Origin of the sequence: Aggregatibacter actinomycetemcomitans, from assembly GCF_003130205.1 — a bacterium.
In the GTDB taxonomy this organism is placed as follows: domain Bacteria; phylum Pseudomonadota; class Gammaproteobacteria; order Enterobacterales; family Pasteurellaceae; genus Aggregatibacter; species Aggregatibacter actinomycetemcomitans_A.
The window spans coordinates 274,101-298,982 of the sequence record NZ_NRDF01000002.1; the positions used below are offsets into that span (position 1 = coordinate 274,101).

Annotated in this window: 23 protein-coding genes and 1 tRNA gene; 11 read left to right on the plus strand and 13 right to left on the minus strand. The window is 46.6% G+C overall.

From position 1 onward, the window contains the following. Window positions 1-17 precede the first annotated feature (17 nt). From epmB to DK423_RS03435, 3 genes are all read left to right on the plus strand, one after another. Window positions 18-1,037, plus strand: a complete 1,020-nt coding sequence (gene epmB / locus DK423_RS03425) for an EF-P beta-lysylation protein EpmB (RefSeq protein ID WP_061886326.1) — start codon at window positions 18-20, stop codon at window positions 1,035-1,037. 170 nt (window positions 1,038-1,207) lie between these two features. After that, on the plus strand, window positions 1,208-2,527 hold the full coding sequence (oapA, locus tag DK423_RS03430) for an opacity-associated protein OapA (protein ID WP_005558815.1): 1,320 nt from the start codon (window positions 1,208-1,210) through the stop codon (window positions 2,525-2,527). A gap of 61 nt (window positions 2,528-2,588) precedes the next feature. After that, window positions 2,589-2,963 (plus strand): MliC family protein, encoded by a 375-nt coding sequence (locus DK423_RS03435; RefSeq protein WP_032996822.1) that lies wholly within the window; start codon window positions 2,589-2,591, stop codon window positions 2,961-2,963. Between the two features lie 91 nt (window positions 2,964-3,054). Here the strand turns inward: DK423_RS03435 and rdgC are convergent, their stop codons facing one another. Further along, complete coding sequence (gene rdgC / locus DK423_RS03440) at window positions 3,055-3,960, minus strand: recombination-associated protein RdgC (RefSeq protein ID WP_061886760.1); 906 nt, start codon at window positions 3,958-3,960, stop codon at window positions 3,055-3,057. 62 nt (window positions 3,961-4,022) lie between these two features. On the opposite strand from rdgC, the gene proC reads away from it, so the two are divergent. From proC to tig, 4 genes are all read left to right on the plus strand, one after another. Beyond that, window positions 4,023-4,838 (plus strand): pyrroline-5-carboxylate reductase, encoded by an 816-nt coding sequence (proC, locus tag DK423_RS03445; protein ID WP_005558822.1) that lies wholly within the window; start codon window positions 4,023-4,025, stop codon window positions 4,836-4,838. Then, window positions 4,838-6,004: a 3-phenylpropionate MFS transporter gene (locus DK423_RS03450; RefSeq protein ID WP_109043872.1), complete on the plus strand. Its 1,167-nt coding sequence runs from the start codon at window positions 4,838-4,840 to the stop codon at window positions 6,002-6,004. Before proC ends, DK423_RS03450 begins: the two co-directional genes overlap by 1 nt. Continuing rightward, window positions 6,001-6,894: a site-specific tyrosine recombinase XerD gene (gene xerD / locus DK423_RS03455; protein WP_005558826.1), complete on the plus strand. Its 894-nt coding sequence runs from the start codon at window positions 6,001-6,003 to the stop codon at window positions 6,892-6,894. Before DK423_RS03450 ends, xerD begins: the two co-directional genes overlap by 4 nt. Before the next feature lie 163 nt (window positions 6,895-7,057). Then, a complete protein-coding gene (gene tig / locus DK423_RS03460) occupies window positions 7,058-8,356 on the plus strand; it encodes a trigger factor (RefSeq protein ID WP_005558828.1) in 1,299 nt (432 codons plus the stop codon). 434 nt (window positions 8,357-8,790) lie between these two features. Here the strand turns inward: tig and ispH are convergent, their stop codons facing one another. From ispH to murJ, 6 genes are all read right to left on the minus strand, one after another. Beyond that, window positions 8,791-9,735, minus strand: coding sequence for a 4-hydroxy-3-methylbut-2-enyl diphosphate reductase (ispH, locus tag DK423_RS03465; RefSeq protein WP_005557339.1), 945 nt, complete (start codon window positions 9,733-9,735; stop codon window positions 8,791-8,793). Next, window positions 9,735-10,229: a signal peptidase II gene (gene lspA / locus DK423_RS03470; RefSeq protein ID WP_005557341.1), complete on the minus strand. Its 495-nt coding sequence runs from the start codon at window positions 10,227-10,229 to the stop codon at window positions 9,735-9,737. Before lspA ends, ispH begins: the two co-directional genes overlap by 1 nt. An 81-nt stretch (window positions 10,230-10,310) precedes the next feature. Next, entirely contained in the window at window positions 10,311-13,133 is a 2,823-nt protein-coding gene (gene ileS, locus DK423_RS03475) for an isoleucine--tRNA ligase (protein ID WP_005557343.1), read from the minus strand. A gap of 37 nt (window positions 13,134-13,170) precedes the next feature. After that, window positions 13,171-13,419 (minus strand): DUF2442 domain-containing protein, encoded by a 249-nt coding sequence (locus DK423_RS03480; protein WP_005557345.1) that lies wholly within the window; start codon window positions 13,417-13,419, stop codon window positions 13,171-13,173. Between the two features lie 131 nt (window positions 13,420-13,550). Next, window positions 13,551-14,477 carry a bifunctional riboflavin kinase/FAD synthetase gene (ribF, locus tag DK423_RS03485; protein WP_005559075.1) on the minus strand — a complete coding sequence of 309 codons (927 nt, stop codon included), beginning with the start codon at window positions 14,475-14,477 and terminating at the stop codon, window positions 13,551-13,553. Between the two features lie 77 nt (window positions 14,478-14,554). After that, window positions 14,555-16,132 carry a murein biosynthesis integral membrane protein MurJ gene (gene murJ / locus DK423_RS03490; RefSeq protein ID WP_032996852.1) on the minus strand — a complete coding sequence of 526 codons (1,578 nt, stop codon included), beginning with the start codon at window positions 16,130-16,132 and terminating at the stop codon, window positions 14,555-14,557. A 268-nt stretch (window positions 16,133-16,400) separates the two neighbouring features. On the opposite strand from murJ, the gene rpsT reads away from it, so the two are divergent. After that, complete coding sequence (gene rpsT, locus DK423_RS03495; protein WP_005548279.1) at window positions 16,401-16,664, plus strand: 30S ribosomal protein S20; 264 nt, start codon at window positions 16,401-16,403, stop codon at window positions 16,662-16,664. 109 nt (window positions 16,665-16,773) lie between these two features. On the opposite strand, the gene DK423_RS03500 is transcribed toward rpsT, so the two are convergent. Continuing rightward, a complete protein-coding gene (locus DK423_RS03500; protein WP_005559079.1) occupies window positions 16,774-17,451 on the minus strand; it encodes a YtjB family periplasmic protein in 678 nt (225 codons plus the stop codon). A gap of 75 nt (window positions 17,452-17,526) precedes the next feature. Here DK423_RS03500 and serB point away from each other — a divergent pair, with 75 nt between their 5' ends. Both serB and DK423_RS03510 read left to right on the plus strand, forming a co-directional pair. Next, complete coding sequence (serB, locus tag DK423_RS03505) at window positions 17,527-18,471, plus strand: phosphoserine phosphatase (RefSeq protein ID WP_032996854.1); 945 nt, start codon at window positions 17,527-17,529, stop codon at window positions 18,469-18,471. Window positions 18,472-18,481: 10 nt separating this feature from the next. Beyond that, window positions 18,482-18,973: a YajQ family cyclic di-GMP-binding protein gene (locus DK423_RS03510; protein WP_005559083.1), complete on the plus strand. Its 492-nt coding sequence runs from the start codon at window positions 18,482-18,484 to the stop codon at window positions 18,971-18,973. Between the two features lie 76 nt (window positions 18,974-19,049). Here the strand turns inward: DK423_RS03510 and DK423_RS03515 are convergent, their stop codons facing one another. The 4 genes from DK423_RS03515 to mltA all read right to left on the minus strand — a co-directional run bounded on the left by DK423_RS03515 (window position 19,050) and on the right by mltA (window position 22,997). Next, window positions 19,050-19,862 carry a 5'-nucleotidase, lipoprotein e(P4) family gene (locus DK423_RS03515; protein ID WP_005559084.1) on the minus strand — a complete coding sequence of 271 codons (813 nt, stop codon included), beginning with the start codon at window positions 19,860-19,862 and terminating at the stop codon, window positions 19,050-19,052. A gap of 127 nt (window positions 19,863-19,989) precedes the next feature. After that, a complete protein-coding gene (gene znuA / locus DK423_RS03520; RefSeq protein WP_005559086.1) occupies window positions 19,990-21,009 on the minus strand; it encodes a zinc ABC transporter substrate-binding protein ZnuA in 1,020 nt (339 codons plus the stop codon). Between the two features lie 99 nt (window positions 21,010-21,108). Continuing rightward, window positions 21,109-21,879 carry a tRNA cyclic N6-threonylcarbamoyladenosine(37) synthase TcdA gene (tcdA, locus tag DK423_RS03525; RefSeq protein WP_005559089.1) on the minus strand — a complete coding sequence of 257 codons (771 nt, stop codon included), beginning with the start codon at window positions 21,877-21,879 and terminating at the stop codon, window positions 21,109-21,111. Continuing rightward, window positions 21,879-22,997: a murein transglycosylase A gene (mltA, locus tag DK423_RS03530; protein ID WP_005559091.1), complete on the minus strand. Its 1,119-nt coding sequence runs from the start codon at window positions 22,995-22,997 to the stop codon at window positions 21,879-21,881. Before mltA ends, tcdA begins: the two co-directional genes overlap by 1 nt. Before the next feature lie 240 nt (window positions 22,998-23,237). Here mltA and DK423_RS03535 point away from each other — a divergent pair. Continuing rightward, window positions 23,238-23,314: transfer RNA gene (locus DK423_RS03535), tRNA-Met, on the plus strand. Window positions 23,315-23,370: 56 nt separating this feature from the next. Here the strand turns inward: DK423_RS03535 and mpl are convergent. Then, window positions 23,371-24,744 (minus strand): UDP-N-acetylmuramate:L-alanyl-gamma-D-glutamyl-meso-diaminopimelate ligase, encoded by a 1,374-nt coding sequence (gene mpl / locus DK423_RS03540; protein WP_005559095.1) that lies wholly within the window; start codon window positions 24,742-24,744, stop codon window positions 23,371-23,373. Window positions 24,745-24,882 lie beyond the last annotated feature (138 nt).

A 24,882-nucleotide genomic window follows, 5' to 3' on the forward strand; every position in this document is an offset into this window, starting at 1 on the left:
AAGATTGTTTTTTAAAAGTGGCTATTCTACATCAAAACATCCCGATTAGAGAAGAACAAAGTTGGTTGGAACATCTGGCAAACGGGATTTCGGACCCGAAAATCTTATTACAACACCTGGAACTTCCCCCCGAACCGTTTAAACAAGATATTGAAGCCCGCAAACTGTTTGCCATGCGGGTGCCTTTGCCTTTCGTGGCAAAAATGGAAAAGGGCAATGCGCGCGATCCTTTGTTTTTGCAAGTGATGTCCTTTGCCGATGAGTTTCTGCAGGCGGAGGGATTCAGCAAAGATCCGCTGGAAGAACAAGAGGATAAAAATGTCGTGCCGAATATTCTGCACAAATACCATAATCGCTTGTTATTTATGGTCAAAGGCGGTTGTGCAGTCAATTGTCGCTATTGTTTTCGCCGTCATTTCCCTTATGAACAAAATAAGGGCAATAAACAAAATTGGCAGAAGGCGCTGGACTATATTGCCACCCACCCTGAAATCGAAGAAGTGATTTTATCCGGCGGCGATCCGCTTATGGCGAAGGATCATGAAATCGCCTGGTTAATAAAACACCTGGAAAATCTACCACACTTAACGCGTATGCGTATTCATTCACGTCTGCCAGTGGTGATCCCGCAACGCATCACCGACGAATTTTGCTACATTCTGGCACAAACCCGCTTGCAAAAAATTCTGGTCACGCACGTTAATCATGCCAATGAAATTGATGAAGATTTTTCCCATGCCATGGATAAATTAAAGAATTGCGGTGTCGTATTATTAAACCAATCGGTTTTACTGAAAAACGTGAATGACGATGCCCATATTCTGAAAGCATTGAGCGACCGTTTATTTTCAGTGGGGATTCTGCCTTATTATTTGCATTTGCTGGATAAAGTGGAAGGCGCCGCGCATTTTTATCTTGATGATGCGCAGGCGTTAAGAATTTACAAACAATTACAACGCATTACCTCCGGTTATTTAGTGCCGAAACTCGCCCGTGAAATCGGCGGCGAACCGAATAAAACCTTGTTCGCAACATGATATTCCGGTATCAAAAAAGCAAAAGATGTTTTAGAATAGGCGCGATTTTTTTACTTATTAATTTATGCCGTGATCGATTCGGTTTTTGTGCTGATTTCTCTCATGAAAAACGCAGAAAAAAACGACCGCACTTTTACGGCATATCGGCATAATTTCACCAGAGGTATATTGTGGATTCTGAGAAAAGAACCCCGGAAAATGAAAATAATCCGGCACAAAATGAATTGGATTTGGGCTTCAGTCAAATGGAACCGATCACCCCGAAAAAAGCAATTAAACCGGAACCGTCTTTGTTTGAGAAGTTGCTTGGAAAAGGCAAAGATTTCCTTGCGAAGAAAGAACAAAAGAATATGGAAAGTCAATTTGCCGTTCGCAAAGAACCCGTATTCGGTGGTGCCGGTGCGACTGGAGAGAAAAGCATGACAAGCGAAAACCCGACCGAAAAATTTTCAACCGAAAACACAGAAAGCAATGAACCGCAGACCGCCGCCGATACGGTAGCGGAAACCTCCTCATCAGAATCTCCGGTGGAGCCAACCGTCATCGAAACGGAAGAAAACGTTGAAACGGCACAACCGGAAGTCAGCGAATTAAAAGAAAAACCGAAAGCCGGTTTTAAAAATCCTGAAAATTGGGCAATTTTAAGTATCCTTCCGCAAAAACATCGCCGCATTTTCGTCGCGCTGTTCGGCGTGGTATTGGTGCTGATTTTTATCTTATGGATGAAACCGAGTTCCGATACGGTGCAATCTTATGAACAACAAAGCAATAACGGCGTGCCGATTCAATTCCAACAGTTAGACCAATCGCAAACCGTTGAACCGACCGTGCTGGATAATCCTGCACCGCAAACGGATAACACTGTCGCACAACAACAAACCGCAACGGCGGCAACGACAGAAACACAAAATACCCATGTTGCCGGTACAGAACCGCAACCGACGGAACAAGGCGTGACAACCTCCGTTGCGGAACAGGCGACAACCGCCGCGGTAGAAAATAAACCGACGGAAGTGCCGACAGAAACCGTTAAAACGACCGAGCCGGTAAAAGCGCCGGAAGCCGTTAAACCGCGTCAGCATCAGGAAACCGCGAAAAAAGCCGAACCGGCAAAAAGCGACAAAGTGAAACAGGCTGAAAAAGCGACCGCCAAAAATCAACCGACTAAATCGGCAAAAACCGAAAAAGAAGTGCGGGATATTTTAGAAGGTAAGACAACGACCACCAGCAAAGCGGCCGCCGGTAGCAAAACCTTAACCATTCCGCAAGGCGTGACCTTAATGCAGGTTTTTCGTGACAATCGGTTACCGGTCGGTGATGTGAATGCCATGACCAAAGCCAAAGGCGTAGGCAATGCGTTAAGCAGCTTCAAGCCAGGCGACAAAGTACAGGTTTCCCTGAATGCACAAGGTCGCGTGAGCGAATTGCGTTTAGCCAACGGCGCACGCTTTACCCGCCAATCCGACGGCAGTTATCAATTTAAGAAGTAATCCTGAAATTCAATAAGCGTAGTCGTTAGCTACGCTTATTCCATTTAAAAGAGACATGATTATGTTAAGAGCGAGCTTCGTCTTATTGACGTTAATGGGATTAACCGCTTGCATGGTAAAATCGGTAGAGCAAAAAGCCCCCGCCAAACCACGCACGCAGGTTCTGCAAAAAGCCACTCAAAAGGGTTCGGCGCAAGCCTATCTTTGCAAAGATAATAAAACGGTTCGGGTTGTTCGCCACACCACCAAAAACAAGAAAAAATTGAATTCTATCAGCGTGACATTTAACAATGTGACACACCGACTGACTCCGACGATCGCCGAAAGCGGTCGCAATTATTCCAACATTCATTGGCTTTGGTTGGAGCGCAAAGAGTTCTCCCTTCTGAAAAGCAGCGTGGGTGAAATTCTGGCGGAGCAATGTGTCGCACAGTAATTTTCATCTTTAAAAACACGAAAAAAAATGACCGCACTTTTTCCCAGAAAAGTGCGGTCTGTGTTTAAGGTGTTTTTAATTATCAAACGGCTTACAACCGTTCTTTCTCTCCGCCGAAATCGTGCAACAGATTTTCCGTCAGTTTGCTCAAAATCCCCGTCATTAACACAAAATCCGCGTCAAAGCGTTGGGCGAAATTTTCTTTTAAAATATCGTCATTCTGTTCACGAATTTGATCGGCGAATTTTAAGCGTTTCAAACTGCAATCTTCGTTCAACACGAAGGACAAGCGTTCTTCCCATTCCAGTGCCAGCTTAGTGACAAATTTAGAATGCACCAAGGATAAAATTTCTTCGCTATCCAAGGCTTGTTGTTTGCAACGAATGACGCCGTCGGTTTGTACATCGCGCAGTTCCGCTTCTTCCAGCGGTACCAGCCATTCCGGCGTATTTTCCTGTGCGATCCAGTTTTGCATTACTAATGCCGGTTCGTTGGCAAAAGCCAGCGGCACTACAGGCAACGACCCTAAAGATTTACGCAATAACGCCAGCACCTCTTCCGCGCGTTTGGCGGAGGCGGCATCCACATAAATCAGGTTGTTTTCCGCGTCGATCCAAATCGCCGTTTGTTGGTATTTGCTAAACGCCCGTGGCAACAGTGTGGCGACCACATCGTCTTTTAAGGTTTGTTTTTCCACTTTTTTCAATTTGCGGTTTTCCGCCTGCTCCAGTTTTTCTACGCGGGCATCCAGCTCACGTTTTACTACATGGGAAGGCAGGATTTTTTCTTCTTTTTGCGCGAGCAGTAAAATCTGCTTGCCGACGGTGAAATACAATAATTCACTGCCTTTCAGCGGTTGCGACCAGCCGAACTTGCTCTGTTCCGATTGATGGCAAGGGTGATATTGATGGTTTTCGAGGGCGGCTGAAAGGGTTTGTTCCAGCCAATCGAGGGATTTGGTCAGGCGGTAAATCATGGCGTTTTTGAACCAAAACATAGTAGATCCTTATTCTTATTCAGGTAAAATGTGCGCTATTGTAACGTACTTCAAGGTGAAATATGCAACATAAATTGGTGACCTTTATCGGTGGCGGCAATATGGCGCAAGCCATCGTGTTCGGTTTGTTAAAACGCGGTTATTCTGCCGATAAAATTATTGTCTGTGATCCTAACGAAGAAAAACGGGATTTATTCGCCCAAAAAGGCGTACGCACGGCAACGGATAATGTCACGGCGGCAGCCCAAGCGGATGTGGTGTTATTGGCGGTAAAACCGCAGATGTTGGCGGACGTTTGTGCGCCCTTAAGTGCGGTTAATTTTCAGGCTAAATTGGTGATTTCCATTGCCGCCGGTATTTCACTGGCAAGATTAGCCGCACTGTTGCCGAGCGCGCAATCCGTCGTGCGCGTGATGCCGAATACGCCGGCATTGGTGGGCGAAGGCATGGCGGGGTTGTTCGCCGCAAAAAACACGTCGGAAAACGACCGCACTTTTGCGCAGGATTTGTTGTCCGCCGTGGGTAAAACCCTGTGGCTTGATTCGGAAGAACAAATGCACGCCGTCACCGCCGCCTCAGGCAGCAGCCCGGCGTATTTCTTTCAGCTGTTGGAAGCCATGCAGCAAGGGTTGTTGGAAATGGGATTAAATGAACAACAGGCGCGCGAGTTGGTGCAACAGGCGATGTTGGGTGCGGCAAAAATGGTGGTGGAAAATCCACAGCTGGAACTGGCGACCTTGCGCCAAAATGTCACTTCCAAAGGCGGCACCACGGCGGCGGCGCTAAATGTGTTCAATCAACATCAATTTAACAACATCGTACGGCAGGCAATACAGGCTTGCGTGGCGCGTTCAAAAGAAATGGAAACCTTATTCTAATGCCCGTTCGTCCTTTTACCTGGCTCGCCCTGAGCTTTTTCGGCTACTACTGCGCGTATGGTGTGTTTATGCCGTTTTTCCCCGTTTGGATGAAATCCCAACAATACGGCGGGGAAATGATCGGCATGGTGTTGGCGAGCGCCTATGTATTCCGTTTTGTGGGCGGCTTGTTTTTCTCCGGTTTAATTAAACGGGCATCGCAACTCATCAACTCCTTACGTTTACTGGCGTTGGCAAGCGCCCTGATTATGGCGGGGCTTAGTTTTGTCGCCGAGAATTTCTGGTTGTTATTCTCCGCTATCGGTTTGTTTGCCATGGTAAACGCCGCCGGTATGCCGATTACGGATTCCCTGGCGAGCACCTGGCAGCGTCAGATTCAACTGGATTACGGCAAAGCGCGGTTAATCGGTTCATTGGCGTTTGTGGTGGGCGTAACCTTATTCGGCAATGTTATCGGCTTTTTCGGCGAGCAAAATATCGTTTGGATTCTGACCGCACTTTTACTGGCTTATACGCTCATGCAGTGTGTGAGCCCGACCATTTCGCCGCAGGATGAACAGTCGGCACATGCCGCCGTTGAGGTGCGTTATTGGGATTTGTTGAAAAACAAAACCACGTTGCGCGTCTTGCTGGCATCGTCGCTGATTCAAGGATCGCACGCCGCTTATTATGTTTACAGCGTATTATATTGGACGGGGCTTGGCATTTCTGTTTCGCAAACCAGTCTGCTTTGGGGCTTGGCGGTGGTCGCTGAAATTCTGTTATTTTTCTTCTCCCGTCGCTTACTGCAAAACTGGAAAGTCAGCACTATTTTTCATTTGGCGACCGCTGCCTGTATTGCTCGCTGGCTGGGGATTGCCGCCACCGATGAAATCTGGCTGATTGCCATTTTGCAATTGTTACATAGCCTGACTTACGCCACCGACCATTATGCCATGGTGCGTTACATTACGACGCAACCGCAACCCCATATTTCCAAGTTGCAAGCCTTATACAATGGCGTTTCCAACAGCGCAATGGTGGCGATTCTGACCGCACTTTCCGGTGTCATTTATCCGCATTCGGCATCAATGACGTTTATTCTCATGGCATTGGTTGCCGCCGCGGCTTTCGTCGTGACACCGCGTAAAGTGGAAGCCTTTTTGGTGAAACAAGGACAGCTATGAATAACCTTGCATTGTTAGATTTATTCTTAAACGAGTTATGGATTGGCAAAGGCTTGTCACCCAATACGGTGGCATCTTATCGCTTGGATTTAACCGCACTTTGCGATTGGTTGGAGGCGCGGCATTTATCGTTGCTCGGTTTGGATGCCGTGGATTTGCAAACTTTTTTGGGCGAACGGGTCGAGCAGGGCTACAAAGCCACCAGCACGGCGAGATTGCTCAGCGCCATACGAAAACTTTTTCAATATTTGTATCAGGAAAAATACCGCACCGACGATCCCAGTGCGGTGCTCAGTTCGCCTAAATTACCGAGCCGTTTGCCGAAATATTTAACGGAGCAGCAAGTGACGGATTTGCTGAATGTGCAAAGCCTGGAGCAACCCATTGAGTTACGCGATAAAGCAATGCTGGAACTGTTGTATGCCACGGGATTGCGGGTGACGGAATTGGTTTCCCTGAACACCGACAGCATTAATCTGAATCAAGGCGTGGTGCGGGTTATCGGTAAAGGCAATAAGGAGCGCATTGTGCCTATGGGCGAGGAAGCGACCCATTGGGTGAAGCAATTTATGTTATTTGCCCGCCCGATGTTGCTGGACGGGCAAAGCTCCGATGTGTTATTCCCCAGCCGACGGGGGACGCAAATGACGCGGCAGACCTTTTGGCATCGGATTAAACATTATGCGGTGTTGGCGGAAATTGATAGCGAGATGTTGTCGCCGCACGTTTTACGCCATGCGTTCGCCACCCATTTGGTGAATCACGGCGCGGATTTGCGCGTGGTGCAAATGTTGCTGGGACACAGTGATTTATCCACGACGCAAATTTATACTCATGTGGCAAAAGAACGGTTAAAACGCTTACATGAACGCTATCATCCGCGCGGTTAATTTTCCGGAATAAATCGAGTGTTTTTTAATCAATTATGCGCTTTTATCGTGCATTTCCTCGACGGAAAGCCTTTGTCCCGTTATAATTCATCGTCTTATTTTCTATTAATAACGTGTTCGGTGTGAGCATTCGCCGAGTGCATCAATTTGAGGTAACATCATAATGTCATTAAATATTGAAACGACTCAAGGTTTAGAGCGTCGTGTAACCATCACCGTTCCGGCTGAAACCGTTGATCAGGCAGTACGCGAAGAATTAAAACGCGTTGCCAAAAACGCACGTGTTGACGGTTTCCGTAAAGGTAAAGTCCCTCCGCAAATTATTGAAAAACGCTTCGGCGCTTCCGTTCGTCAAGATATTTTAGGCGATTTATTACAAAAACATTTCTTCCAAGCGGTTATCGAAAATAAAGTAAATTTAGCCGGTCGTCCAAGTTTCACCGTTGAACAATTTGAAGATGGCAAAGAATTAAAATTCAGCGCAACTTTTGAAGTGTATCCTGAAGTTGAATTGAAAGGTTTAGAAAATATCAAAGTTGAAAAACCGGTTGTTGAAATTTCCGAAGCGGACGTTGACAAAATGGTTGACGTGTTACGCAAACAACAAGCGACTTGGTCCGAAACGCAAGATGCGGCAAAAGCGGAAGATCGCGTTACTATCGATTTCGTCGGTTCTGTTGACGGCGAAGAATTTGAAGGCGGCAAAGCGGAAGATTTCGTGTTATTCATGGGACAAGGCCGCATGATTCTGGGCTTTGAAGACGGTATCGTTGGTCACAAAGCCGGCGATAAATTCACGATTGATGTAACCTTCCCGGAAGAATACCACTCCGAAAAATTAAAAGGCAAAGCGGCGAAATTCGACATTACTTTGAAGAAAGTCGAGGTTATCGTATTGCCTGAATTAACCGATGAATTCGTGGCGAAATTCGGTCCGAACACCAAATCCGTAGCGGATTTACGCAGCGAAATCCGTAAAAATATGCAACGTGAATTGAAAAATGCGTTGACTACCCGCGTGAAAAACCAAGTGATCGACGGTTTAGTTGAACAAAACCAAATCGATGTGCCAAGCGCTGCGGTTGAGCAAGAAATTGACGTGTTACGCCAACAAGCGGCACAACGTTTCGGCGGCAATGCGCAACAAGTGGCACAATTACCACGTGAGTTATTTGAAGAACAAGCAAAACGTCGCGTATTAGTCGGCTTATTGTTAGCACAGATTATCGCGTCAAACGAACTAAAAGCAGACGAAGCGCGTGCTAAAGCCATGATTGAAGACATCGCTTCCGCTTACGAACAACCGGCGGATGTGGTTGAATACTACAGTAAAAATAACGAATTAATGAACAATATTCGTAACGTCGTATTGGAAGAACAAGCCGTTGACGCGGTACTGGCTAAAGCGCAAGTTACCGAAAAAGCGGCAACCTTCGACGAGATCATGAACCCGCAAGCTTAATCATTTTTCGTAAAAAGTGCGGTCAGAAATTTAAGTGTTTTTTTAAAGAATACCCCGGCGTAAGTCGGGGTACTTTGTTTGTTATGCCATTTAATAGATAGCGTACGCGTCGCAGTACTAATAGGAACAAAAAGCACGTGTTGAAACCACAAGTGTTCGAAAAATTGTAATGCATTGATATTTTATAAAGTATCTTGCCTTCCTCCGTTTACGGGGGAAGGTGCCCGAAGGGCGGAAGGGGGGATTTATCTTGATGTTTTCACAAGATCATGCCTAAAAATTGAGATTTTGCCCCCCTCAGGGCTTCGCCCGGCTCCCCCCGTGAACGAGGGGAGCCAAGTTTTTTCTTTTTATATAAATAGTTACAATGTTTTGAACAGCTGTGGTTGGGAAACGCGCGCCATCAGATGATCATCAACACATTCGGTGAAAAATCAATTCACCTCTTTCACCCGTAACTCTTTCGGGACTTCAAAGAACATATTTTCTTCCAGACCTTGTAGTTCTTCTACGGTGGTGACGCCGAATTCTTTCAGGCGGGAGATGACCGATTGCACCAATTCTTCCGGGGCGGAGGCGCCGGCGGTGACGCCGATGGTTTGTACGCCGTCGAACCAGTTTGCGTGAATGTCATTCGGGTCGTCGATTAATTTGGAGGCGACGCCCATGCGGGAGGCAAGCTCCGCCAGGCGATTGGAGTTGGAGGAATTTTTGGAGCCGACCACAACCACTAAATCCGACTGTTTCGCCAGTTCGCGCACGGCTTCTTGTCGGTTGGTAGTGGCATAACAAATGTCGTTTTTATGCGGACCTTGAATGGCGGGATATTTTTCTTTCAGGGCGCTGATGGTTTCCGCCGTGTCGTCCAAAGACAACGTGGTTTGCGTCATGAATGTGAGGTCATCATTTTGTTCCACCGGCAAGTTGGCGATGTCTTCCACACTTTCGATTAAATAAATGCCGCCCTCTTGATTGCCGTATTGCCCCATGGTGCCTTCCACTTCGGGATGCCCTTTGTGCCCGATTAAAATGGCTTTGGTACCTTTACGACTGGCGCGCGCCACCTGCATATGCACTTTGGTCACCAACGGGCAAGTGGCGTCGAAAACTTTTAAATTGCGTTCTTTCGCTTCCTGGCGCACCGCTTGGGACACGCCATGGGCGGAGAAAATCACAATGGCGCCGTCCGGCACTTCGCTTAATTCTTCTACAAAAATGGCACCGCGCTCACGCAAGCCGTTCACTACAAAACGGTTATGCACCACTTCATGCCGCACATAAATGGGTGCGCCGTGAATTTCCAGCGCCAGTTCCACAATGCTGATGGCACGATCCACGCCGGCACAGAATCCGCGCGGATTGGCTAAAATAATTTTCATTATTTACGTTCCTGTTTATTACCGTTTTTGAACGCGTCCAAGGCAATCAAACCGGCACCCACACAAATGGCAATATCCGCCACGTTAAACACGGGATAATGCCAATCCCGCCAATAAAAATCTAAAAAATCCACCACATAGCCGTGATACAGACGATCCGCCGCATTGCCCAAAGCGCCGCCGATAATCAAGGCATACGCAGCATTCAGCAGTTTCTGTTGGTGATGATTCTTCATTAGAAAATAAACCAACATGGCGGAAATCCCCACTGCTAACGCGAGGAAAAAGAATTTTTGCCAACCGCCGTGATCCGCCAGGAAACTAAAGGCAGCACCGAAATTGCCTACATAGGTCAGGTTGAAAATCGGCAGGAGATTAATGCTTTCACCGTATTCAAAATGGCTTACGATTAAATATTTGGTAAAAATATCGGCGATAAACGCCACCGCACTTAACCACAAAAATGAGAGACCGGATTTTGGTTTGTTCGTCATAAGTTCGTTAAATCATCTTGATTATAAAAATAATAAAAAGTGCGGTCGATTTTAACCGCACTTTTTTGCATCAACAGCAAATTAAGCGAAATGTCGAATTTCGCCGTTACCTGCCACGTTTTCCACGCAACGCGGACAAAGTGTCGGGTGTTGCGGGTTAACGCCGATTTTGTCGGAATAATGCCAGCAACGCGGGCATTTTTCACCGTTGGAACGGGCAACGCTCACCGCAATGCCTTCCAATTCGCCCTCCGCCACGTCGGCAGGTTTGTCCGCCAACGATTTCACTGCTGCTTTGGAAGTAATCAACACGAAACGGAGTTCGTCGCCGAGTTTTTCCAATAATGCGCGATATTCGTCGTTGGCATAAACAGTCACTTCCGCTTCCAAACCGGCGCCGATCACTTTATCGTTACGGGCGATTTCCAACACGCGGTTTACTTCGGAACGCACTCTAATCAAGGCTTGCCAATAAGCGTCGTCTAATTTTTCGTTTTCGCCTAAGCCGAATAAGCCTTCGTAAAATTCTTCGGTAAACACGAATTCGGCGCGCGGTGTGGCAGTTTTCGGCAAGTAGCCCCAGATTTCATCCGCTGTGAAGGATAAAATCGGCGCCATCCAACGGACCAAGGCTTCCGCGATGTGCCACAAGGCGGTTTGGCAGCTGCGACGGGCGAGACTGTCCGCTTTGGTGGTGTATTGGCGGTCTTTGATAATATCGAGGTAGAAAGATCCCATTTCCACGGAACAGAAACGCATTAAGCGTTGTACGACGGCGTGGAATTGATAATTATCGTAGGCATCTTTGATTTCGTTTTGCGCCTCTAACGCACAAGCCACCGCCCAACGATCCAGGCTAATCATTTCCTCCGGTTTCACCGCATCACGTTGCGGGTCAAAGCCGTTTAAGTTCGCCAACAGGAAACGCGCCGTGTTGCGAATACGACGATAGCTGTCCGCCGCGCGTTTTAAGATTTCATCGGAAACCGTCATTTCGCCGGTGTAATCGGTGGACGCCACCCATAAACGTAAAATATCACCGCCAAATTTATCCATCACCTCTTGTGGGGTCACTACATTGCCGATGGATTTCGACATTTTGCGCCCTTGACCGTCCACAGTAAAACCATGGGTAAGCACTTGTTTATAAGGCGCTTTGTTGTCCGTAGCGGTGGAAAGCATTAAGGAGGACATAAACCAGCCGCGATGTTGGTCGGAACCTTCCAAATACATATCCGCCGCTTTGCCTTCAAATTCTGGGCGATTTGCCACCACGGAAGAATAAGTGGATCCGGAATCGAACCACACATCAAGGGTGTCCGGCACTTTGCGATAGGTTTCCGCGTCGGCGCCAAGCAGTTCTTTTTCGTCCAAATCCCACCACGCCTGAATTCCGGCTTTTTCTACGCGTTTTGCCACTTCCTCAAGCAATTCCAAGGTGCGCGGGTGCAATTCTTCGGTTTCTTTGTGCACGAATAAGGTCATCGGCACGCCCCAGGTACGCTGACGGGAAATACACCAGTCAGGGCGATTTTCCACCATTTTTTCAATACGCGCCTGACCCCAATCCGGAGTCCAACGCACTTGTTTGATTTCGCCTAGCGCTTGCGGGCGTAAACCTTGCACTTCCATGCCGATAAACCATTGCGGTGTAGCACGGAAAATAATCGGGGTTTTATGGCGCCAACAGTGCGGATAACTGTGTTTAATTTTATCCAATTTCAATAAGTTACCCGTTTCTTGCAATTTTTCGATCACTAACGGGTTAGCTTCAAACACGCCGTTACCGGCGAAGAATTCGGCAGTTGAAATAAATTTACCGTCATTCGCCACTAAGCCCGCCATCGGTAAGTCATATTGTTTACCTACGATAAAGTCGTCCAAACCGTGATCCGGCGCGGTATGTACCAAACCGGTACCGCCGTCGGTAGTCACATGATCGCCTAAAATAATCGGCACGGTGAAATTGTAGAACGGGTGATGGAAGCGTAATAACTCAAGATCTTTGCCTTTCGCGGAACCTAAGATTTCCACCTTCTCCACGCCAACCGCTTTTGCCATATCCGCCACCAAATCGGTAGCTAAAATCACGCGCTCGTCGCCTAATTGCACAAGCTGATATTCCAGCTCCGCATTCACGGAAATGGCACGGTTGGACGGCATGGTCCAAGGGGTTGTGGTCCAAATCACGGCGGACAACTTGCCGCTGCCTTTGCCGACGGCGTTAAATTTACCTTCAATTTCCACCGCACTTTCCGCCAGGAAACGCACATAAATGGACGGCGACACGCGGTCTTCATATTCCACTTCCGCCTCCGCCAAAGACGAACCGCAATCCAAACACCAATGCACCGGCTTGGAGCCTTTATATAAATGCCCGTTGGCAATTACTTTGCCCAGAGTGCGGATAATGTTGGCTTCGGTGTTGAAATTCATGGTCAGATACGGATTATCCCAATCGCCCAACACGCCGAGGCGCACGAAGTCTTTTTTCTGACCTTCCACCTGTTCTGCCGCATATTCACGGCATTTTTGACGAAATTCCGCCGCTGAAATTTTCTCGTTCGGTTTGCCCACCAAGCCTTCCACTTTCAGCTCAATCGGCAAGCCGTGGCAGTCCCAACCCGGAATATAAGGGGAATCAAACCCAAGGGCGGTTTTGGATTTCACGATAATATCTTTAAGAATTTTATTCACCGCATGACCAATATGAATGGTGCCGTTGGCATAAGGAGGGCCGTCGTGCAAAATAAAGGATTTCTTGCCTTTGGTCGCCTGACGGATTTTTTGGTAAAGATCTTTCTCATACCAATTTTTCAACATCACAGGCTCACGCTTGGCTAAATCACCACGCATCGGAAAGCCCGTTTCGGGAAGGTTAAGGGTATTTTTATAATCAGTCATTTTCTATTCCAGTTTTGTGTAAAAATTTAAATTTATTTTAAGCCACTTGTTGTGGGCTATGTGTTACATCACCCCGACCGGCAAGTAATCCACCAATTGAAATATCTTCATCCAACGCATCCCAGTGAATACCACGACGACTTAATTCATAATTTTCCAATTCCATTTTTGTCGCCCGCAGCAATTTTGGAAACCAAACCAAAGGAATGCCTAAAATACGCGCATCATCAAGCTCAACCCACATTGTGTTTTCATCAAAACGTACATGTTTAGCCGAAGTAGTCATACCAAGCCTCCTTCCTATTTTTTGCTCCCTCCGTTTACGGGGGGAGCTGCCGAAGGCTGAGGGGGGGGGATTTTGCCCCCTTCCGTCCTTCGGACACCTTCCCCCGCAAGCAGGGGAAGGCAAAAATTTTTCTACGCTTCAAAAACCTTTTTCGCCGTCTCCACATCCTGCGCGATTTGCGCTTTTAGTGCGTCAAAAGACGGAAATTTCATTTCGTTACGGATTTTACGGCACAGTTCCACTTCCAGCCATTGTCCGTAAAGATCGCCTTGAAAATCAAATAAATGGGCTTCTAATAATTGATTCACGCCGTTGATGGTCGGGCGGGTGCCGATGTTTGCCACACCGTTAAAAAACGCGCCGGATTTTAACCGCACTTTAACCGCATACACGCCTTTCACCGGGTTCACCTGACGATGCAGGCGGATATTCGCCGTCGGAAAGCCGATGGTGCGACCCAATTCGTTACCGTGAATCACGCGACCTAAAATGCGGTATGGGTGCCCGAGCAATTTTTCCGCCAGCGGCAAATCGTCGTTCGCCAAGGCAAGGCGAATGGCGGTGCTGCTGATACGCAGTTCATCCAGGCAAAAACTGCGGTTATCTTCCACCGTAAAACCGAATCGTTCACCGGCTTGTTGCAACATCGCAAAATTCCCTTGGCGTTTGGCGCCGAATTTAAAATCATCGCCGATACTTAAAAATTTCACCTTTAATTTGCGCACCAGCCAATCTTCGATAAATTGCTGCGCCGGCAATGCGGCAAAAGTGCGGTCGAATTTCGCTACGATAACGATGTCCACGCCCGCCTGTTCAAGGTAATGCAATTTATCGCGTAAGCGCATTAAGCGCGCGGGGGCGTCTTTGCCGCAAAAATATTCGCGCGGTTGCGGTTCAAACAGCATCACCACCATGGGTAAATGCAATTCGTCGGCTTTTGCCCGCAAATGATGCAAAATGGCTTGATGTCCCAAATGCACACCATCAAAATTACCGATGGTTAACGCGCAAGCGTGCAAATTTTGCGGTAAATTTCCCAGGCCTCGAATCAACTGCATTCAATGTGTTCCATAAATTTTGGTGAAAAAATATTTCGGTATTATACGCATAAATCCATGCGCCACAAAAACTAATTTCATGCCTGGCGCGCGCCCGTCAAATCACGTTTGCGAATCCCCAACAGCACCAACATTCCGCCGTAAACCATCGCCGCCAACACGATGAGCCACGCCAGCCAATGTACACGGGTGAGAAAGCGCATGGCGTTCCATTCCGTCAGGTTCGGGCTGTGATACCAAACCAACGCGCCCATGATCGCCGCAGCGACAAAAACTTTCAGAAAAAAGACCGCACTTTGACGGCTGAAATGATACACGTCGGCTTTCGCCAAGCCGCGATAAAGCAGGAACGCGTTGAGCGTCGCCGACATGGCGGAGGCGATCGCCAAGCCCACATAACTGAAAGGTATCGCAAGCAGGTTAAACGCCATATTGCTCACCATGGCGATAATACCGATTTTTACTGGCGTTTTGGTGTCCTGGCGGGCGTAATAACCGTTCGCCAGAATCTTGATTAACATAAAGCTCAGCAGCCCCGCATTAAAGCCCCATAAAGAATACGACGCCGCCTGCACATCGCTGAAACTAAAGCTGCCGCGCATAAACAGCACGAGCAACATAGGCTGCGCTAATATGGCGATACCAATCATTGCCGGCACGCCAAGCAATAAAATCATGCGCACGCCCCAATCCATTGTGTTGCGAAAATCCACCGCACTTTTGGCGTTATCGTCGCGGTTCACATGGTGGCGGGCAAGGGTCGGCAAAATTACCGTGGAAATGGCGATACCGAACAAGCCGAGCGGGAACTCCAGCAAACGATCGGAATAATAAAGCCAGCTGATGGAGCCGGTCATTAGGAAACTGGCGATAAAGGTATCCAGCAATAAATTGATTTGACTGACAGACACGCCGAACAACGCGGGAATCATCAATGTGCGGATTTTCTTCACGCCTTCGTCATGCCACGCCCATTTCGGCTTCACCAATAATTTGGCTTTGTATAAGAACGGCAGTTGAAACAGAAATTGCAGCAAGCCGCCGAGAAAGATCCCGATTGCCAAGCCTAAATCGGGATTTTCCAGTTGCGGCGCCAGCCAAAGTGCGGTGGCAATCATCGCCACATTGAGTAGCACCGGCGAAAACGACATGACGCCGAACTTGCCGAGAGTGTTTAAAATCGCGCCGGACAGCGCCACAAAGGTCACGAACCATAAATAAGGGAAAGTGATTTTGAGCAGCAATGAGGCTTGGGTGAATTTTTCCGCATTAGGACCGTCATTGAGCCAATCCACAAACCAGCCCGTCCCGAAAATCGCCGCCACAACGGGAGACCCGATCATCGCCAGCAAGGTCACGATACTTACCAACCCGCCCAGGGTGCCGGAAACCTTGCTGATAAATTCGCGGGTTTTGGATAAATCGCCGGATTTCTGATATTCCGCCAATACAGGCACGAAGGCTTGCGAAAACGCCCCTTCGGCAAACAAACGACGGAGAAAATTGGGAATGCGATTGGCGAATAGAAATACGTCGGCAGCAGCGCCGGCGCCGATTAAATTGGCAATCACCACATCCCGCACCAAGCCCAACACGCGGGAAATTAACGTCATGGCGCTGACGATGATGCCGGATTTTAACAATCTTTTACTCAAAACGGATCACTCTGAACGATAAAATTTGCCTAATTGTATAGAAATTTCGTTTTTACGCTATATTCTAAGGGAAAAAACTGTTAAAATCTCGCGCACATCGTTTCGTGAGCCGGTTTGAAAGTGCTTGTTAAATATAACGATGCTTACTTTCGGTTGTGTCTCACCGAAATCAACACAAAATTCCCATTGACAAAAGTATAAGAAATCGGCATATTTACGCCCCTATTTTTGTCACTATTAACTAACAGAAATTTTTAGGAGTTTGACCTTGGCTAATATCAAGTCAGCAAAAAAACGTGCGGTTCAATCTGAAAAACGCCGTCAACACAACGCAAGCCAACGCTCTATGATGCGTACTTACATCAAAAAAGTTTATGCACAAGTTGCCGCAGGCGAGAAAGCCGCTGCTGAAGCCGCATTCGTTGAAATGCAAAAAGTTGTGGACAGAATGGCATCTAAAGGTTTAATCCACGCAAATAAAGCAGCCAACCACAAATCTAAATTAGCTGCGCAAATCAAAAAATTAGCATAATTTTTGCTTAGCAGATAAAGAGAAACCGCTCAATTGAGCGGTTTTTTGTTTTTATCGATTGTGTTTATTTCCGAGGGAAAAACGCCGAAAAAAACCACCGCACTTTTCCCTACTTCGCCCTTCTGCGCCGCTGATGAAACAGCCTGCTCATCGATTGTGTGGTTTTGTTGCGCAATGCCGGCACTTTTTCTACGACATGAATACGGCTACGTCGATAATGGCTGAGGAAATAATGCAGGCTGCTGGCAAGCAGGATCCCGGCAAGGAAGACGATAATAATTTCACCGTATAAACGATGAAAAATCTGATTGATTTTGCTTTGCGTGGTTTGTCCGTATTTGGCATCAAAGGTCACGCGTAGAAAGCCTTCCACGCCGTTCGGCGAATAAATGGGTTCCACAATTTGCTGGGAATCCGTTTCCTTTTCTTCTTTTTTATCCAGCCCCAATAAACTGCGCATATCGGACGAATTGGTGCTTTGCGCCAATAATTCGCCGTTGCGCGCATACACGGCGGCATCCAACACAAATTCTTCTTTGGCGAAATTATCCAGATTTTCCACCAAACGTTCGGTTTTCGCGTTATTCATCAATAGCATAGAAAATAGATTGGCTTGCTGGCGCACCAGCAAATGGGACAAATTTGCCACCTGATTGACGCTGGCTAGTTGCGAACCGATTTTAAATTGTTTTACGCCGAACAAAATGATCATCATGATCCCCGCGCATAACAGAATAATGCCGAAGAACATCATAAATTTAATCATTTTTTCTTTTGTGAAATGCAAGTTATTTTCCCCAAAGTTTAATAAGTAGGCTAGAATACAGTGCTTTTAAAAACCGCTACAATTTACAGGATTTTTATGCAAACACAAAATCTTAACGCTATCATCGAACACTTTTCATCACTGCCCGCGCCGTTCATTGCCGATCAGCCCTATGAAACCACACAGGCGTTTATTCTCTATTCCGACAACGTAAACCTCACAAAGTTACAGGCTTTTCAACAAAAGTGCGGTGAAAATTTTCTGTGTTTTGCGGCGTGGAATGTGTTGCATAACACCGTGGTGCTGCTCAAAGGCAAATGGCAGGCGGAATGGGTGAATATCGCCCATGAATTGAAACTGGATATTGCTCCCCTAAACTTTCACGCGAGCTTGAGCCAAGCGGGATTATTGGTGATGGACATGGATTCTACCGCCATTCAAATTGAATGTATCGATGAAATCGCCAAACTTGCCGGCACCGGTGAGATGGTTTCCGCCATCACGGAACGTGCCATGCGCGGTGAATTGGATTTCAGTCAAAGCCTGCGTCAACGGGTCGCCACTTTAAAAGACGCGCCGGAAGGCATTTTGCAGGAAGTGAAACAACATTTGCCGCTCATGCCCGGCTTGACGGAAACGGTCAAAACGTTAAAAGATCACGGTTGGAAAGTGGCGATTGCCTCAGGCGGCTTTACTTATTTTGCCGAAGTGTTGCAGCAACAACTCGGCTTGGATTTCATCGCCGCCAACCAATTTGAAATTATCGACGGCAAACTCACCGGCAACGTACAAGGCGCCATTGTGGACGCACAATATAAAGCGCAAACCTTACAACAACTTGCGCAACAATTTCACATTGCCGCCGAAAATACCGTTGTCATCGGCGACGGCGCCAACGATCTTGCCATGATGCAGGTCGCCGATTTGGGCGTTGCCTATCATGCCAAACCGAAAGTGCAACAATTAGCGCAAGTTATCATCAATTTCGCCGATTTAACCGCACTTTTATGTATTTTAAGTGCTAATGACAAAATCAAGTAAGGAGTAAACCATGCCATCATTCGACATTGTTTCCGAAATCAGCGGACACGAAATTCGCAATGCCGTGGAAAACGCCAATCGTGAGCTCACCAACCGCTGGGATTTCCGCAACGTGCAAGCCACCATTGAATTTAATGAAAAAAACGAAACCATCAAAGTCAGCAGCGAATCGGATTTCCAGGTGGAGCAACTTATCGATATTCTGCGAAACGCCTGCATTAAGCGTAACATCGAATCCAACTCTCTGGATATTCCCGCCGAGTACGAACACAGCGGCAAAACCTACAGCAAAGAAATCAAGCTGAAACAGGGGATTGAAAGCGATATGGCGAAGAAAATCACCAAGTTAATCAAAGAGTCCAAAATCAAAGTCCAAAGCCAAATTCAAGGCGAACAGGTACGCGTCACCGGCAAATCCCGCGACGATTTACAAGCGGTGATTCAATTGGTAAAAACCGCCGAACTGGGACAACCGTTCCAATTTAACAATTTCCGCGATTAAAAACGCCGCTGAAAACAACCGCACTTTTGGGGGACAGATCAAGGTGCGGTTTATTTTATGAATGTTTTTACTTGGATTATTTTCCACTCCATGCCTTAATCGCATTTAAGCGGGCATCAACTTTGCTTTGGGAATCACCTTTAAAGTAGTCTTTGGCTAAACCGCCTTCCCAACCACCGTAATTCGGATTAGGTAAAACGATATAAGTTTTACCGAATTTCGCCTTGTTTTTAGCAACAAAGTCTCGACGATCCGCATTTAATTTACCATGTGTGGCATCACCGAAATCATCTAGGTTGTCGCCCACATAAAGCACGATGTCATAGCCTTGACTTTCAATTTCCGCAAAACGGGCAGATTTGGCGGATTTATCTTTTTTCAGATAAAGGGATGATTCATCAACACCGGTAAAGCCTAAACGTTTCATGTCATCAATGGTGCCGGCTTTTTCATTGCTGTCTTTGCGATTGGACACATAGAACATTTTACCTTTATGAGAATTGACATAATTGTTAAATTCTACCGCACCGGCAATGGCTCCGGATTCTCTCGCATCAACCCAACGGGTCCAGTCTTTACCGTCAAAAGGTTTGTTATTTTTGATCTGCCAGCCGGCGTATGCGCTGTTGTCGATCATGGTTTCGTCTAAATCCACAACAACGGCTTTTTTCTTGCCTTTCTGTACTTTAGCATGATCAAATGCGACTTTCGCCGTGTTAAATGCCTGATAAGCCAGCGCATCATATTCACCGGATTCCTGCATCCAGTTAATCCCCATCACCGCCTGTTGTTGTAATTGGGCGTCTCCTTTTGCCGTATCTTTTGCACAACCCACTAATACAAAAGCCGAGATAACAGCAAGTGCGGTCATTTTTAATGTTTTTTTCATTGTGTCTTCCTTTTGCTTTGTGATAGATCGCTAAAAATTATAGCAAGCCTTATTTTTAATCGCACCGTATTTTTATCAGATATAAATAAGGCATGACTGAAAATCATGCCTTATTTAACGGATTAATTTATTTTGCTAAACATTGCATATAGCTATCCGCCGTAAATTGCAAGAACGCCGCGTAAGGGTTTCCTTCCATTTTCACGCTATCACCCATCGGATCGAGGCGACCGACATTCACTTGTGCACCTTTGCTTAAGCTTTCAATCACTTTAGGCGTAAACTGCGGTTCGGCAAATAAACAGCTGACTTTGTGTTCGGTGATTTCTTCTTTGATTTTGGCTAAGGTTTTTGCGCCCGGCCCCACAAGCGGATTGATGGTGAAATAGCCGATTTGTTTTAAGGCATAAGCATGGTTGAAATAGCCGTAGGCGTCGTGGAAAACATAGAACCCTTTATCTTTTACACTTTCCAATTGCACTTTAATTTTTGCACTTGTTTCATCTAAAGTGCGGTTAAATTCGGCGACGTTTTTTTCAATCAACACTTTTTTCTCCGGATATTGTTTGATAAGTTTTACGGCAATGCGTTGCGCGACCGCTTTACTAATATCCGGTGAATACCACACATGCCAGTTAATGCTTGAATCGTCGTCGTGATGATGTGCATGTCCCTCATGATCGTGTTCATGTTCATGCTTGTGATCATGGCCTTCATGCGTGTGATTATGCCCCTCATGCGAATGGTCATGGTCTCCATGAGCGTCGCCTTCGCCATGGTGATGATGGTGATGCGCGCCTTTCATTAAGAACGGTTCAATGGCGGCAATATCTTTGATCGTCAATACTTTTTTATAATCAAGATCATCAATGGATTTATCTAAGAAAGCATCCACATCTTCCCCAATCCAAACCACCATTTCGGCAGATTTTAGTTTTTGTGCATCGGAGGGTTTTAGATTGTAATCATGAGGGGAAGCCCCTGTCGGCACTAATACATCCACATCGGTAACGTCATTTGCAACGGCTGTCGCAATAAAGCCTAAGGGTTTAATGGAGGTGACAATCGTTGCGGAAGTCGCAGCGGAAAAAGAAAGAATGGCGGCGGCAATTGCCGTTTTCTTTAAGCTTTGCACTAACATGGTCATTGTATTTCCTTCTATTATTGAAATATAAATTGAATAAAACCAGGCTAGGTTACTCTTTTTTAAGCGGAATTACCATCTTTTTTTATCTTAAAAAATAAGTTAATTATTTTTTTGTAATAACTTATCAATAACACGGGAAACGGCAAAAAAGCCGAATGTGGCGGTAATCATGGTCGCCGCGCCAAAACCATTGGCACAATTCATAGTTGCGGAAGTGGCGCAGCTATCACCGACCTGAGGGAAAATCAGCGGCTGAGTCGAGAATACCGCGTCAATGGCAAATTTGCGTTTCGGATTTTGCGTGAAATGATAATCCTTGCGTAAAACCGACCGCACTTTTGCCAACAACGGATCTTGAATGGTGCGACTTAAATCGGCAATCTGAATTTGGCTCGGATCCGTTTGTCCGCCTGCACCTCCAACGGTAATAATGTTGATTTTATGCCGTTTACAATAAGCGATTAACGCCGCTTTGGTTTTCACATGATCAATAGCATCAATGACATAATCGTAATCATTGTGAAGGTATCGGGCTAAATTTTCGCTAGAAATAAAGTCATCAATGACATTAACTTCACATTCGGGATTAATCAATTTTACCCGTTGCTGCATAACGTTGGTTTTGAGTTGCCCGACATTACCGCTCAAGGTATGAATCTGGCGATTAATATTGGTGACGCAAATATCATCCATATCAATCATCGTAATCTTGCCAATGCCGGAACGGGCGAGGGCTTCCACCGCCCAGGAACCGACGCCGCCGATACCGATTACGCAAATGTGCGCTTGACGCAAGCGCGCTAAAGCATCGGCGCCATATAGGCGACCGATGCCGCCAAAGCGTTGTTCATAGTTGTCAATGCGCGCCATTAACGTAGTACCCAAACGCGACCGTAATGTTTCGACAAGCCGGCAATGTGCCCGGCTTGATCGCCGATACCGCGATATAAATCGAAATGGTGTCCGTTCACGGCACCGCCTACATCCAGCGCCACCATGAGATGTAACTGATGTTGTCCGGTCCAGTTGCCGTCATTGTCCATTTGCGGCACTTCCACCAACAACACGCTACCCAATGGAATCACACCACGGTCGGATGCCACAGACGCCATCGGCACCAAAGGCACGCCTGCCGCGCCTTTTACTTTTCCGTACGGATCATTTTTAAAGAAAACATAAGAAGGGTTACGCTCTAACAGGCTTTGCACTCGTGATGGGTTAGCATTCGCCCAATCGCGAATTGCCTGAATAGACATTTTTTCTTTCGGAATTTCACCGTCTTCCACCAGCAGACGACCGACCGCCGCATATTGGTAGCCGTTTTGTCCTGCATAGGCGAAATAATTCAAATTGCCTTCCCCAAAATCCACATAACCGCTGCCTTGCACACCTAAAAGGAAATTATCGATCATGGAATCGCTGTACGCCAATTCCAGACCTTTACCTTTCAATGCGCCGGCATAAATTTCGGCACGGGAGAAACGTTTTTGCGAAGGAAGTGCATAAATCGGTTGGTTAAATTTGCCTTGTTGGGTACGACGGGCGTGAATCACCGGGGAATAATAGCCTGTCATAAGTACATTTTGATAGCCGTCGAAGCCTTTCATCACTTGGCTTTGGATGCCGAAATTAGTTAGTTCATTGGTATTGGCACCGGCGAGAACCCAAGCCGTGACTTTGTCATAAAGTGGTGCAAAACTGCTGCTCAGCTTACCGGAATAATTATTGACATTTGACAGTTGGGTCAAAAAATCTCCTTGATTTACCACCGCACTTTTGTTCTCAACTTGGCTCACCGGCATGAAAATGGATTGTTGATAAGTCCGTCCGTTATAGATTGCACCGAATTTTTGCGGATCGATGTCCAGTGTGTTTTGCGTTGTGGTTTGTCCACCGGTCTGTTTATTGGAACCGGAGGAACAGGCGGCTAATACTGCGATAGCGGAGAGCGTGAGAAATTTATAAAAAGAAGTGCGGTTGAATAGCATATAACGTCCTAAAAGCAAAATGGGTAAAAAACAAAGGGCGAATTTTACACCAATTTGTAGCGGATGAATATGAAATTCACGTTGAACGCCGTAAAAGTGCGGTCAGAAAAAAGAATGTTTTTGGGAAAACGTATTTTGTGTAAAAAAACGGCATATCGTTTATTTTTGTAACAAATAAACATTATTTTTACATTTAAACTTGCAATTCATTTTCAAACGGGTATAGTTAGCGCCCTATAACGCGGGGTGGAGCAGCTTGGTAGCTCGTCGGGCTCATAACCCGAAGGTCGTCGGTTCAAATCCGGCCCCCGCAACCAGATTCTAAAAGAAAGGCATTCGTTTTTACGAATGCCTTTTTTCTTCTCTTTATAAACTACGCGCCTTTCTTCTGTAGTGCCTCTAAAAGTTTTTGGTGAATGCCACCGAAACTGCCGTTTGACATGACTAAAATGTGATCCGTCGGTCTGGCTTCGGCAACAATCAGATCGACGAAGGTATCCAAATTATCACTGTCATACGCCGGTTGTGTTAATTGGGCGGTAATATCCGCCACTTTCCATGGAATAGTTTCCGGCTGGAATAAAAATACCGTATCGGCCAGCTTTAACGCCGGTGCGATTTCATCTTTATGTACGCCCATTTTCATGGTGTTGGAGCGTGGCTCTAACACCGCCAGAATACGCGCACTTTGCCCGACTTTATCGCGAAGTGCGGTCAATGTTGCCTGTATTTCGGTGGGGTGATGGGCGAAATCGTCATAAACGGTTACGCCATGAACATTGCCTTTCACTTCCAAACGGCGTTTGGCATTGATAAAGGTGCTTAACGCCGCACAGGCATTTTCAATGCTCACGCCCGCGTGATGTGCCGCCGCAATTGCCATCAAAGCGTTACGCATATTGTGCTCGCCTACGATATTCCAGTGCACTTCTGCGATTTTTTCACCTTTATGGTAAACGGCAAACGCCGTGCAATCATGTTTAATGCGTTCGGCATACCATTCCTGCTCCTTACCCATATACTGACATTCCGGCCAACATCCCATCGCCAGGGTTTGTTGTACGCTTTCTTCGCCCGCAAAAGAGAGAATGCGTCCATTGTTCGGAATGGTGCGGATCATGTGATGGAATTGGCGCTGAATCGCGTTCAGATCGTCGAAAATATCCGCATGATCGAAGCCGATATTATTAATAATCAGCGTACGCGGATTGTAATGTACGAATTTGGAGCGCTTATCAAAAAACGCCGTATCGTATTCATCCGCTTCAATAACAAAATACGGGCTTTGTCCTAAGCGTGCGGAAATACCGAAATTACCTGCAATACCGCCGATTAAAAAGCCCGGTTGTAAACCGTTTTGTTCCAAAATCCAAGTTAGCATACCGGTTGTCGTGGTTTTGCCGTGTGTGCCGGAAACCGCCAAAACCCAGCGATCCCGCAATAAATGATCGTGCAGCCATTGCGGACCGGACATGTAAGGAATGTTATTTGCCAACATATACTCGATGCAGGGATTGCCGCGTTTCATGGCATTTCCCACGATGACCATATCCGGTGCCGGTTGCAACTGGCTCGGCTCAAAGTGCGGTATGATTTCAATGTAATTTTCGGCAAGAAAAGTGCTCATCGGAGGGTAAACATTGGTGTCGGAACCTGTTACATGGTAGCCCATTTGCTTGGCGATCATTGCAATGCCGCCCATAAATGTGCCGCAAATGCCGAGAATATGAAGATGTTTGGTTGTCATGTTGAATCCTTTTATGCCGTATTATTTCTGTTCCCAATAAAAAATGTGTTGTGAATCACAGAAATAGGAATCTCTTTAATCATTCAAAATTGAAGCTGTTATAATAAAATAAGTTGGGAATTGAGTAAATTCATTAAT